The organism is Paenibacillus roseus, assembly GCF_016424485.1.
In the GTDB taxonomy this organism is placed as follows: domain Bacteria; phylum Bacillota; class Bacilli; order Paenibacillales; family Paenibacillaceae; genus Paenibacillus_D; species Paenibacillus_D roseus.
In genome coordinates, this window is record NZ_JAELUP010000012.1 from 1 (window position 1) to 12,297 (window position 12,297).

The 12,297-nt window shown below is 48.1% G+C and carries 11 protein-coding genes and 1 rRNA gene; 8 read left to right on the forward strand and 4 right to left on the reverse strand.

Annotation, left to right across the window (positions count from 1 at the left end):
• The first annotated feature begins 140 nt into the window (after positions 1–140).
• The 3 genes from rrf (at position 141) to JFN88_RS04525 (ending at position 1,954) form a co-directional block, all read left to right on the forward strand.
• Positions 141–257 (forward strand): 5S ribosomal RNA (rrf, locus tag JFN88_RS04515).
• A 200-nt stretch (positions 258–457) separates the two neighbouring features.
• Positions 458–1,432: a serine hydrolase domain-containing protein gene (locus tag JFN88_RS04520; RefSeq protein ID WP_199018139.1), complete on the forward strand. Its 975-nt coding sequence runs from the start codon at positions 458–460 to the stop codon at positions 1,430–1,432.
• 132 nt (positions 1,433–1,564) lie between these two features.
• Positions 1,565–1,954 carry a hypothetical protein gene (locus tag JFN88_RS04525; protein ID WP_199018140.1) on the forward strand — a complete coding sequence of 130 codons (390 nt, stop codon included), beginning with the start codon at positions 1,565–1,567 and terminating at the stop codon, positions 1,952–1,954.
• 119 nt (positions 1,955–2,073) lie between these two features.
• Here JFN88_RS04525 and mgtE read toward each other — a convergent pair whose 3' ends face one another.
• Both mgtE and JFN88_RS04535 read right to left on the reverse strand, forming a co-directional pair.
• A complete protein-coding gene (gene mgtE / locus JFN88_RS04530; RefSeq protein WP_379166027.1) occupies positions 2,074–3,432 on the reverse strand; it encodes a magnesium transporter in 1,359 nt (452 codons plus the stop codon).
• A 137-nt stretch (positions 3,433–3,569) separates the two neighbouring features.
• Positions 3,570–4,631 (reverse strand): asparaginase, encoded by a 1,062-nt coding sequence (locus JFN88_RS04535; RefSeq protein ID WP_199018141.1) that lies wholly within the window; start codon positions 4,629–4,631, stop codon positions 3,570–3,572.
• Positions 4,632–4,790: 159 nt separating this feature from the next.
• Here JFN88_RS04535 and JFN88_RS04540 point away from each other — a divergent pair, with 159 nt between their 5' ends.
• Positions 4,791–5,687 (forward strand): NAD(P)/FAD-dependent oxidoreductase, encoded by an 897-nt coding sequence (locus tag JFN88_RS04540; RefSeq protein ID WP_233167404.1) that lies wholly within the window; start codon positions 4,791–4,793, stop codon positions 5,685–5,687.
• An 84-nt stretch (positions 5,688–5,771) separates the two neighbouring features.
• Here JFN88_RS04540 and JFN88_RS04545 read toward each other — a convergent pair whose 3' ends face one another.
• A complete protein-coding gene (locus JFN88_RS04545; RefSeq protein WP_332908434.1) occupies positions 5,772–6,377 on the reverse strand; it encodes a YitT family protein in 606 nt (201 codons plus the stop codon).
• A 91-nt stretch (positions 6,378–6,468) separates the two neighbouring features.
• Here JFN88_RS04545 and rnz point away from each other — a divergent pair, with 91 nt between their 5' ends.
• Together rnz and JFN88_RS04555 are read left to right on the forward strand one after the other, a co-directional pair.
• A complete protein-coding gene (gene rnz / locus JFN88_RS04550) occupies positions 6,469–7,404 on the forward strand; it encodes a ribonuclease Z (RefSeq protein ID WP_199018144.1) in 936 nt (311 codons plus the stop codon).
• An 83-nt stretch (positions 7,405–7,487) separates the two neighbouring features.
• Complete coding sequence (locus tag JFN88_RS04555) at positions 7,488–8,354, forward strand: YitT family protein (protein ID WP_199018145.1); 867 nt, start codon at positions 7,488–7,490, stop codon at positions 8,352–8,354.
• A 96-nt stretch (positions 8,355–8,450) separates the two neighbouring features.
• On the opposite strand, the gene JFN88_RS04560 is transcribed toward JFN88_RS04555, so the two are convergent.
• The gene (locus JFN88_RS04560; RefSeq protein ID WP_199018212.1) at positions 8,451–9,131 is read right to left on the reverse strand and encodes a universal stress protein; all 681 of its coding nucleotides are present in this window, start codon (positions 9,129–9,131) and stop codon (positions 8,451–8,453) included.
• A gap of 352 nt (positions 9,132–9,483) precedes the next feature.
• On the opposite strand from JFN88_RS04560, the gene JFN88_RS04565 reads away from it, so the two are divergent.
• Both JFN88_RS04565 and JFN88_RS04570 read left to right on the forward strand, forming a co-directional pair.
• The gene (locus JFN88_RS04565) at positions 9,484–11,877 is read left to right on the forward strand and encodes a Na+/H+ antiporter subunit A (protein ID WP_199018146.1); all 2,394 of its coding nucleotides are present in this window, start codon (positions 9,484–9,486) and stop codon (positions 11,875–11,877) included.
• Positions 11,874–12,296 carry a Na(+)/H(+) antiporter subunit B gene (locus tag JFN88_RS04570; protein WP_199018147.1) on the forward strand — a complete coding sequence of 141 codons (423 nt, stop codon included), beginning with the start codon at positions 11,874–11,876 and terminating at the stop codon, positions 12,294–12,296. The genes JFN88_RS04565 and JFN88_RS04570 overlap by 4 nt, the downstream gene beginning before the upstream one ends.
• The last annotated feature ends 1 nt before the right edge of the window (position 12,297 follow it).

Here is a 12,297-nt window from a genome sequence, read left to right on the forward strand (position 1 = left end):
AGGTTGATAGGCTGGGGGTGGACGCACAGCAATGTGTGGAGCTGACCAGTACTAATCGGTCGAGGGCTTATCCTATAGACTTAGCTAAAGCAAATGATTCACAGACTTTCGCATCCAGTTTTCAGTGTGCAACACTGACGTTTGGTGGCAATGGCGGAAGGGAACCACGCGTACCCATCCCGAACACGACCGTTAAGCCTTCTAGCGCCGATGGTACTTGGACCGCAGGGTCCTGGGAGAGTAGGACGTCGCCAAGCACGAATGGCCCGTTGAACTTTAGGTTCAACGGGTTTTTTGTATAAGTTTGCCCGCAAATGACAGCAGAGCCGTTTACACTTGTAATGACTGGGAATACTATATCTTTCTATACTATGATCGGTAACGGCTTATCATGGATTGTTCAACAGTTGTTTTGTTAGATTAAGAACTTAAATTCTTGCAAGAAAGGGTAACGGTTATGGCGCATACTGAAACTGTAGGGAATACGGTCTGCGAACAGCCAAGGCTGGTTATTGATCTGGATGGTCTGAATACGATGGATGGATGGCTGCGCGAAGCGAAAATACACGATGTCGTGCTTGTTCAGAATGGAGAGTATCTCTGGGAGTGGTACGACCAAGGAACGGATCGTATTGCCGCCGTTTTCTCCTGTACAAAGAGCATTCTGTCGGCACTGATCGGCATGGCAATAGATGATGGACTTCTGTCTCTGGAGCAGACAGTCTCGGAATTTTTTGATGATGTACCTGAACACAAATCGGACATCACAATACAGCACTTGCTTACGATGACTGCCGGAATGGAGTGGCAGAATTTTGACAAGCCGTATTTTCAAATGCGTAAAACCGATCATTGGCTGCATTATATTTTAGACCAGCCTCAGTTGCATAAGCCAGGAAATATTTTTGCCTATAACTCAGGCTGCTCGCATTTGCTCTCGGGTATATTGACGAAGGTAACAGGGGGATCGGCTTTGCATATGGCGCAAGAGCGCTTGTTCGAACCGCTCGGCATGGAGGGGGGCATTACATGGAGCCACTCTGCGGGCATTAGCGAAGGGGGAACCGGTCTTCATATAACGGCAAGGGATCTGGCGAGATTCGGGCAATTGTACCTGCAAGAGGGGAATTGGGAAGGTAAGCAGTTGGTTTCCCGGGAGTGGGTGAAGGAATCCACCCGCATTCATCACAAAGGGCTGACCAATTACAAACCGTCCATATACGGCTGCTACGGTTGGCATTGGTGGTGTTCTTCGCAAGAGCACAACGGCAAAGCGGAATGCTATTTTGCTTTGGGCTATGGAGGTCAGTATCTTTTTGTGATACCGTCCTGCAGGCTCGTCGCTGTCATTCGCAAACAGGTGGACGGCAGGAAAAATGCGATGCGCTGCAAGGAGCTTTTGTTCGAGCATATCCTGAAAATTCAGTCATAAACATGTCAGTATGTCTGCAGTATAAGGAACACAGCTATGTCTGAATGCGCTTAAATAGCAAGTACGGGGATGAATCTGGCTCCGCATTGTGGTATGCTTGATAGATACCCTGGCGGAGAGGAGTGAGCAATCATGAACCGTGACTTTATTCAGGTAAAGACACTTGATGGGGAATTAAAGCTGTCACAGAAAAAAACCGACTATGGGATTACCGTATCAACGAAAGAGCTGGTGTTTCATAAGCCGCATCTTAATTACTACATGAAGTTCGAAGACATCGTCAGCATTGTGCCCTTTGAATTCAAAGGCAAGCGGAAGATCTCATTTGAAACCCGCAGCGATGAGCTGACGGAGTTTGCTAGCTCCTCTGTCAATTCCAATTCATACAAGCTTTACGTGCGGAACGCGACCGTACACAACCGGAGCGGACAATTTCAGACGGGGCGGATGCAGTTTATCCTTCCATTGTCGGACAGCTTGATGAAGGTTGTAGCCGAGTATAGCGGTATGAATCGTATTTAAATACAAGAGACCCTGTGCAGGAGGCGTGGCGCCCGCTCAGGGTCTTGCTTTTTCCATGAAACCTCATTTAACTGTTCGGATAAGGCCCCAATAAGCCGAGTCGATGAGCAAAACCTCGACTAAAGCAAATACGTTAGGAATATTGATGCAATGCCGAAATAAATAAACAGCGACAGAACATCATTGAGTGTTGTGATTAAAGGGCCTGAGGCTACTGCGGGGTCGACCTTGAATTTATTCAGCAGCAGCGGAATAATTGTCCCGGCCATTGTCCCGATAATCAGGGTCAGAATCAGCGATAGGCCTACGACAAGTCCGAGCATCAGACTGCCTTGCCAAATAAAAGCGATAAGGGTTACGAGAATGCCGCAGGTCAGCCCGATAATCAATCCGACAAGCAGCTCGCGCCGGATAAGATGAAGCACTTCCCTGGCTGTCAGCTCGTTATTGATCAGTCCCCGTACAACGACAGCGAGTGATTGGGTACCGGTGTTTCCTGTCATACCAGCAATCATGGGCATGAAATAGGCCAGCGCTACGACTTTTCCCAGCACCTCCTCAAACTGGCTGATAATCGAGCCGGATACGAGTCCAATTAGCAGCAACAGGACAAGCCAGGGCAGGCGACGAAAGGCGGCAACTGAGGCTCTGGTATTAAAATCGATATCGCGTCCGCTTCCCGAGAGCTTCTGAATATCTTCATTGGCTTCGAGAATCACGACATCGATAATATCATCGACGGTAACAATTCCGACTAGCCTGTCCTGATGGTCGACGACAGGGACGGCGAGAAAGTCATAGTTGCGGATAACATCGGCAACCTTCTCCTGGTCCGTGTCCACAGCAACGGAAATAACCCGCGTGTACATAATCTCGTTAATTTTATGTTCAGGCATCGCGAGAATCAAGTCTCGATAGGATACAACGCCGAGCAGTTTTTTATTGCTGTCGATCACATACAAATAACTGATTGCCTCGGAAATCTCGGCAAAGTCACGAATCTTGGCAATCGCTTCCGATACGGTGTAATGCTGTGGAATCCAGACGTATCGGTTGTTCATGATCCGCCCGGCAGTTTCCGGCGGGTAATTCATCAGCTGCCTCACAGCGGCTGATTCGCTTTGTTTCATCGAGGAGAGGAATCTGAACGAATCCTCCTCGCTCAAGGAGCCCAGAAACTGGGCGAGATCATCATTATCCATCCGGTCCATGATCTCGACTGTTCTGGCCGGACCAAGGCGTTGAAACACTTCATATTGTTGTTCATTGTCAAGCTCTTCCACGAGGTCGGTCAGCATAATCGGATCAAGCGCGGCTATCAACTTTTCCTTCAACGGGTCCGTTAATTCTGTGAAGAGGGATGCAACGTCATAAGGCTGCAGTTCCTGCAGCAATATTTCGAGTTCTTCTGAGTGAGCGCCTTCAAGCAGCCGGCGCATCTCCTTCTGAAGCTGTTCTTCTGTCATATTGTGATGGATCATACTCAACTCCAATCTTGCATCATGGCGTAGCCGCTGGTTGTTCCCGGCGGATGCATAAGTTGCTGTAAATTTGGGTGGCATGAAGCTGCTGCAATGGGGATGCAGCAGTTACTGTCACTACTGGCTCTTGCCAGCTACAGCTGCCTGCTTTGCTCGAACAACAGGCGGGATGAAAGCATCCATTCCTCTGCATGAGTTCGGATGGAAGGGGTGCCGTATGCGAGCATCAGCTTGGCGAGCGCGGCCTCAACCGTAATGCCCCGGAGCGGAATTGCACCAGCATCGAGTATCTGCATAGAGGTCGAGTACAAATCATCGGTTTCCTCTTTGAACGGGCTTATGTACAAAGGAATCTGATTTTGCTTGCATTGTTTGATAAAAGCCAGAATCGAATAGCGTCCGTCCCGACCCTCCATTCGCGTGCTGGCTGTAGCCGAGTGGTACAGATCATGGAGTATGGCTTTCGGCTTGGCTCCCTCAGGGAAGGAGAAGTAGCTGTAATCCAGGCCCGGGTAAGGGCGAATATGCAGCACTTCCGAGGAAAAAGCCATGTCGTCAGGCAAAAGGGAAATACGCGGATTGCGGACCAGATCAAGCCCTGGGTTGACCGGGTGTTCTGCAGCGACGAAATGTCCGTCCTGCATATAGCCAAACGGAACCCCGTAAGAGCTCTCATATTCGTGTGTGAACGGAGCGGACTGGCGAATCCGCGTCCCCAGGTGTATCGGCACTTCGCCTTTGGCATTTTCAAAGCAGACATATACGCCCGGCAGCCGGACATCAGTCATAAAACGGATAGCATTGTCCAGGTTTTGAACGCCTTTGCTGCGCGGATCGGAAATCGGATAGTTGCTCGCAATCAGCACAATAGGTATCGGACTATCATGGAATAAATAGCTTAGCGCAGCCGCCGTATAAGCAAGGGTGTCCGTTCCGTGCGTAATTACCACCCCTGAATAGCTGCCGGGAGGATGAGCCTTCATCAATGTATTTAAAGCATTCCAGTCCTCTGGAAGCAGGTTTTCGCTAAGAATATTTATAGGCTGATTAGTTTCCAACTGCGGAGCGCTGCTGCCTGCCAGCTCCATGTAACGTTCAATCAGCTCGTATGAGGCAGATGACTGGACATCGATTTTACGGTCTGTTTTCATGCTGCCGATCGTTCCACCTGTGAACACGACCAAAATTTTATCCACGGATAACTCCCCCAAATCGGATTATTGCTCCTGACTGGAATATTTTACACCAATCTACTGCATTCTATGATGCTGAAGCGAAGCCTTCAAATTTTGATTATGACACAAAAACTGGGGATAGTAAAAGGATAGGTTATGAACGAAGGGGAGGTCGTTAAATTGCTTTACGATTGTATCATTGTCGGTGGAGGAATTGCAGGGCTCCAGGCAGCCATTCAGCTCGGGAGATATGAGCATAAAGTGCTGGTGCTGGACGCAGCGGAAGGGCGCTCTGTCATGTGCAGGTCTTATCGCAATGTACTGGGATGGCCGGAAGGCACAGACGGGCAAGTATTAAGAAGAACTGGAAAACTGCAAGCAGAGCGTCTCGGTATTGCGTTCATGGAGAAGGAAGTCGAGCACGCTTTTCACACGGAAGAGGGCTTCAAGCTGTCAATCAAGAATGAGCAGGGAAATCACTATTATAGCAAGCGGCTGCTGCTGGCTACGGGGGTAAAAGATCGGATCCCAGGTTTTGCCAAGCTGCGGCCTTGCATGGGCAAGAGTGTATTTATTTGCCCGGATTGTGACGGTTATGAGGTAAGAGGCGAACTAGCGGTCGTGATTGGTTCAGGCAAGGCGGGCGCCAACATGGCCATGACATTGCTCTATTGGACGAAGGAATTGATCTATATTGAGCATGAGCCGGGGGAAATCGAGGATTCGGATTTACGCAAGTTAAGGGGAAATGGGATACGCTATATACGCCAGCAAGTAAGTCAGACATTTGTAACCGGGGTCAACTTCACCGGGGTCGAGCTTGCGGACGGACAGCGGATTGACAGCGATAAGGCATTTCTGGCATTCGGCGGCAATCATGTTCGTTCAGAGCTTGCCGTTCAGCTTGGCGCCGAAGTGGCGGAAAACGGGCATATTATCGTTGAACCCCGCTCCCAAAAAACTAGTGTTCCGAATTTGTGGGCCGCGGGAGATGTAACCGTCCATTCCGAACAGCTCGCCATTGCAATGGGGGATGGCTCCAAGGCCGCGATTTGGATACATAAAAGCTTGCTTTAAGCTATTCAATACTGTTATTTTAAAATATACAGAAGCTATATAGCCCGCCCCTATTGCGGATGAGGGCGGGAGTTTCCTTCAATATCATGAATGCTTTTGCTTCCAGGTTACGATTGCTGTCATCAAGCCAATCCCCGAAATGGTGATGAGAGACAGCATGATTTGGGTTTTGCTGAGGACGAACATACTGCCGACGATAACCAACATATCCAGCAGAAATATCAGTATGCCCACATTGATCTTGGTTTTGAGGCTGAACAGATGGGCGAGCAAATCAAGGCCGTCTGTTGTAATATTGGAGAGAAGCAGAATTCCGATCCCTGTCCCGATCATCAGACCGCCGAGCCACGCGCTGAGCAATGGAGAAATGACAACGGGCAGTTCAGGATCCGGTATTAACTCAAGCAGGAGTGAAATGAAGACAACGCCAATCATGTTGAACCAAAACAGTGATCTTTTATAAAACCAAGTAAAGGCATAGATCGGCACACTGAGGGTAAGTATGGCCATCCCGGAGGGAATGGGTGTCATATAGCTTGTCAGCAGACCGATTCCAAGCATCCCTCCCTCAATAATATGATGGGGCAAAATAAACAAATGGATGCCGCTCACAATAATCAGGCTTCCCAAAACGACAGAGCTGAGTCTTTTTAAACGATTTTTTAAGCGATCATAATGGATAAGCTTCACTCCCGACGATACATGGCTTTAGGGGTCATGTCCATTCTATGCTTGGCTATGGGAAGAAATTACGAAAATTCAAAGAAGGGAGATCGGCAGCATGGAATTATGCTTTTTAGGAACGGGCGCAGGAAGACCTGCAAAAAACCGTAATGTAACCTCAATCATCCTTCAATTTGCGCAATCCCCGCATGGCTTATGGTTGTTTGACTGCGGAGAGGGCTCTCAGCATCAGCTGATGCATACGCCATACAAAATCAACCGCATCTCTCATATTTTTATTACGCATTTGCATGGCGATCATATTTTTGGGTTGCCGGGATTGCTAAGCAGCCGCGCTTTTCAGGGGGGGACCCAGCCGGTAGTGCTATTTGGCCCAAAGGGGCTGAAGCAATGGCTGGATACGACACTTTCTATTTCCCAGACGCATCTTGGGCATGAGTTGGAGATTCGAGAGATAGAGGAGGGGGTTATTTTTGAGGATGAGCGTTACAGGGTTGAGGCAAGAATTCTGGAGCATCGTATCGCCTGCTTTGGTTACAGAGTCGTGGAGAAGGCCCAGCCTGGCCGTTTAAAGGTTGAATTGCTAAAAGAGATGGGACTAACCGCCGGGCCGCTGTACGGGCGCCTCAAACGCGGAGAGGACGTCGTTATTGGTGATGGGGCAGTCATTTATGCCAAATATGTCACGGAGCCGCCAGTTCCAGGCCGAATCATTACGATTTTGGGTGATACGAAGCCTTGTGCGGGCGCAGTCGAGCTGGCGCGGAATGCCGATTTGGTCGTCCATGAAGCCACCTTTGAAGCTGCGCTGAAGGAAAAGGCGAAGGAATTTGGCCATTCCACGACAAAGCATGCGGCACTGACCGCCAAGGAAGCCGGGGCAAAACAGCTGTTCCTGACGCACTTCAGCTCGCGGTACAATGATGAAGATACAGAGAAACTTGTGGAAGAAGCTAGGGAAATATTCCCAAACACTGAGGCTGCAAGGGACTTGCATGCGGTTAAGATCAAGGCCGTCAAAACTCAAATATGAAGCTTGATCTTTCAATTTTGTGTATTTTTCTTTATAATAAAATAATTTCATCATAATTTTGTTACAGCACTGGAGGAATACATATGCGGCGAGCGCATAAAAAACAAAGCATAGGCCAGCTCATAAAAAAAATGATTTTTATTACTATCGGAGCTGTCATGATGGGCGTCGCTCTTGAATATTTTCTTGTTCCGAACACGATTCTGGACGGCGGTATCACCGGTATTTCCATCGTGTTGTCGAAGATTACGCCAATCCCGCTGGGGGTGTTCATCTTTATCATCAACGTGCCGTTTCTGCTAATCGGCTACAAGCAAATTGGACAGACGTTTGCATTGTCGACGCTCTACGGCGTAGCTATCATGTCGCTGACAACCGCCTTTTTGCATAACGTTGAGCCGTTTACCCATGAGAAAATACTTGCCGTCCTGTACGGCGGGGTCATGCTCGGGGCTGGCGTAGGGCTTGTCATCCGGTTTGGGGGCGCGCTGGACGGAACCGAGATTGTCGCTATTCTTATTTCCAAAAAGACGCGGATTCCGGTCGGTCAAATAATTATGATGATCAACGTGTTCATTTTTGTCGTAGCAGGTTTTGTATTCGGTCCGGACTCGGCTATGTATTCTATCTTTACCTTTTATATCGCTGCGAAGGTCATGGATATTGTCGTTGAAGGCTTGGAGGAATCCAAGTCGGTTACGATCATATCTTCGGAATATGAGGAAATATCACAGGCGATTATGGACAGGCTGGGGCGCTCCACAACGTATTTTTATGCAAGAGGTGGATATTCCAAAGCGGAAACGCAGGTTGTTTACTGCGTGGTTACCCGTCTGGAACTTGCCAAGCTGAAAACCATTGTAAATGAGATTGATCCGTCCGCTTTTATCTCCATTCAACAAGTGTCCGACGTGCTGGGCGGTAACATGGAGAAGCAGAGCATACACTGATATGATTCTACACAGCAAAAGACGCACAGCGCCAATCCGAAATGGATCGCTGTGCGTCTTTTGTAAAAAGAGAGATCATCCCGGAGGCCGGGATGATCAGGATTTAACCTCGGTGTCTGCAGCTGTCGGAATTAAATCAAGGAAATCTTTCACATAATCATCACATACATGAACTTCTATCATATGATTGTCCTTCATAAACTTAAAGACGCCGTTGTTAAAATCCGTTCCGACTTCTTTGTAAAAAATGCCTTTGTAGAAAACACCGTCGCATACATCCTGAAGCGTATGGTTGAAGCATAGTCTGTAGCCTTCGCTGTCTTTCCGCAAATAAGCGCGGACGCCTTTCTCGAAAAACCCCTCCTGATCCTTCAATTCGCGTGAGACCGATACGATATGAATATCGACAAAGGGAATTTCGTTGAGCAGAACGTTGATAATGGAGCCTTTGGTAATTTCTTTCCAGCGGCTCTGAGCGGTCTGGCCGAGTACCAGTTGGGTAACATGCTTTTGCTTGGCCACCTCGCTGATGACTTTAGCTACCGGACGTTTTTCATTGTACTTGATAATAAACTCCTGGACATTATGTTCCTTGGCCGCTTCTTTCCATTGCTCGATATAGTGAATTTTCTCGATATCCAGCTCATCTTCCGGCAAAGGATCGACAGTCAATACGTGCAGTGGGCAGTTCAGCATATTGGCAATTTTACCGCCTCTGCGAATCAGACGCTCACCGTTTGGTCCATAATAAACACAAACCAGTATGACTTCATCCATTTTTCCATTCGTCACTTTTAATGCTCACCTCATCTAAAAGTTTGTAACAGGTTGTTCACAAAGACTCTCGGAAATTTAGACATTAGCTACAGGGTACATTTTTTGGTTGGCTCTGTCAATCTGTTTGGTGTATAATGTTTTAGTAATCCCAATTAGCCCATCTTTTACCCTTTTGATAAGCTATTGCTTGCCAAAATCGACCGGCTTTGCGCACTTTTGAAAATCGACGCTTTCAATTCATAACTATAATTGGGTTTTTATTACATCATATAACATATATAAAGGTTTTTATTCATTTGGGAAGTGCGCAAAGTTGGAACAAGCCTAAACTAACGTAATAGGGGGTTCCACGTTGTCCTGGTTGCATTTTGCTGTTCTGTCGCCTTTTTTGTTCACCTTGATTGTACCGTTGCTTAACAAGAACATACGCCGAATTCATACGGGATGGTTCGTTCTTGCAATTCCTCTTTTATTATTTATTTACTTCCTGGGACATTTTCCCCTTGATCCCGCCGTGGCGCCCGTCGTCCATTCCTTACCTTGGATTCCGTCCCTTGGCATCCACTTTACGTTATATCTTGATGGATTAGCATTGCTGTTATTGCTCATTATTACGGGTATCGGAACTTTGGTTGTCCTGTATTCCATTTATTATATGTCTATGGAACGGGAAGCGCTGCACAACTTTTATGTTTATCTGCTGATTTTTATGGGCGCGATGCTGGGAATTGTCCTCTCCGATAACTTGCTAGTGCTGTACGGATTTTGGGAAATGACCAGCGTGTCATCATTCCTGCTTATTGCCTACTGGTATCAGCGGAGCAAATCGCGCTATGGCGCACAAAAATCGATGCTGATTACGGTGTCGGGCGGATTCTCCATGTTGTTCGGATTTATTTTGCTTCACAAGATTGCCGGAACATTCAGCATCAGGGAAATAATCGCGATGTCGGGCGATATTGCCGACCATGCCTTGTTCATTCCTGCCATGTTGCTTATTTTGCTTGGGGCGTTCACCAAATCCGCGCAGTTCCCGTTTCATATCTGGCTGCCGGACGCCATGGAAGCGCCGACTCCGATCAGCGCCTACTTGCACTCGGCAACCATGGTTAAGGCCGGTGTCTATCTGGTTGCGCGGCTTACGCCGATTTTCGGCGGCAATATGGAATGGTTCTGGATTATTACGATCTTTGGTCTGATCACGCTGTTCTGGGGCTCCTTTATGGCCATCAGGCAAAATGACTTGAAGGCGCTGCTTGCTTATTCGACAATCAGCCAACTCGGTCTGATTATGTCGCTGCTAGGGATCGGATCGGCTGCGTTGAATGCGAATTTCAGCGACCAGGCATTGCTGTTCTCCGGCGCTGCGTTGGCGGCTGTATTCCACTTGTTCAATCACTCGATCTTCAAGGGTTGTCTGTTTATGGTCATCGGGATTTTGGACCATGAGACGGGAACACGGGATATCCGCAAGCTGGGCGGTCTGATGAGCATTATGCCGATCTCCTTTACGCTTACTGTCATCGGGGGATTGTCAATGGCGGGACTGCCGCCGTTCAGCGGATTTTTGAGCAAGGAGATGTTTTTTACCGGTGTGCTTACCGCAGCGCGGAATATGGATCAATGGGTGTTTCTGCTCCCGGCGGTGGCATGGGTCGCCAGTATTTTGACCTTTGTCTATTGTCTGATTCTGGTATTCAAAACGTTCACAGGTCCGTACCAGCCGCAGCGTCTGGATAAGACGCCGCATGAGGCTCCGGTCGGAATGCTGATTTCTCCAGGGATCTTGGCTGTGCTTGTCGTTGTGTTTTTCTTCTTCCCGAATTTGCTGTCCTTAAGCTTGTTGGAGCCTGCGCTGCACTCGATAATGCCGAATTTGCTACCTCCGGGCGAACGTTTTGACGTCTCTATTTCCGCGTGGCACGGTTTTAATACGGAATTGATCATGACGATCGGGATTATTTTACTAGGTACCATGCTTTATATTTATTTGAAAAACTGGTCGGGAATCTATGATACCCTGCCGCGTAAGTACACCCTTAACAATGCCTATGACAAAGGCCTGACAGGGATGGAGCGAATGTCGCTCAAATTTACGAGTACCTATATGACAGGTTTCCTGCATAACTACCTTTCGTATATTTTTGTAGTCATGATCTGTCTGACCGCAGGCACGTTGCTTGGTCAAGGCGTGTTCACAATCGATTTGTCTACGAATTCAAGTATCGAGCTGTACGAATTCATGCTTGGAATTTCGGTTGTCATTGCGGCGGTGTACATCGTATTCAGCCGTTCGCGAATGACATCGATTATTGCTGTAGGAAGCATCGGATATATGGTATCTCTGTTCTTCGTGATATTCAGGGCGCCGGATCTCGCTTTGACGCAACTGGTCGTCGAGACGATTACAACCGCGCTGTTCCTGCTCTGCTTCTACTATCTCCCGAAGATGAAGAAGGAGCTCAGCCGCTTGCGGTTCAAGATTTCGAATCTTCTCATCTCGCTGGGCGTCGGGATTACTCTGACTTTGATCGGGCTATCGGTGCAAGGGCATAACCTGTTCGATTCGATCGCACGCTACTTTGAGAATTCATACGAGCTGGCAGGGGCGAAAAATATCGTCAACTCACTGCTCGTCGACTTCCGTGCCTTCGATACGATGCTGGAGATCGTGGTTCTGTTCACCGCCGGCATAGCGGTTTACAACCTGATCAAGCTGCGTGAGAACAGGAGGAATAACCGATGAAATTTACAGACGTCATTTTACAGACTTCAACCAAAATACTGGTGTTTATTATTTTGACGTTTTCTATTTATGTCATGTTTGCCGGTCACAATAATCCGGGCGGAGGATTTATCGGCGGACTGATTACAGCCTCCGCGCTCATTCTGCTTTACATCGCATTTGATGTAAAGACGGTCCATGAAATTATACCGATCGACTTCAAGCTTATCGGCGCCGCAGGCGTGCTGATTTCCTTGCTGACCGGGATCGGCTCCCTGGCGCTGGGTTACCCGTTTTTGTCGCAGGCATTCGCTTATCGGGACCTTCCGTTATTCGGCAAAACGGAGCTGGCTACAGCCGTTATATTTGACCTTGGCGTCTATATGGCGGTAGTCGGTACAACGATGACCATCATATTAAGCATAGGCGAGGATGAGTAAT

Coding starts and splice junctions, on each gene's coding strand:
- JFN88_RS04520 (WP_199018139.1), top strand. CDS start 458: ATGGCGCATACTGAAACTGTAGGGAATACGGTCTGCGAACAGCCAAGG.
- JFN88_RS04525 (WP_199018140.1), top strand. CDS start 1,565: ATGAACCGTGACTTTATTCAGGTAAAGACACTTGATGGGGAATTAAAG.
- rnz (WP_199018144.1), top strand. CDS start 6,469: ATGGAATTATGCTTTTTAGGAACGGGCGCAGGAAGACCTGCAAAAAAC.
- JFN88_RS04555 (WP_199018145.1), top strand. CDS start 7,488: ATGCGGCGAGCGCATAAAAAACAAAGCATAGGCCAGCTCATAAAAAAA.
- JFN88_RS04560 (WP_199018212.1), bottom strand. CDS start 9,131: ATGGATGAAGTCATACTGGTTTGTGTTTATTATGGACCAAACGGTGAG.
- JFN88_RS04570 (WP_199018147.1), top strand. CDS start 11,874: ATGAAATTTACAGACGTCATTTTACAGACTTCAACCAAAATACTGGTG.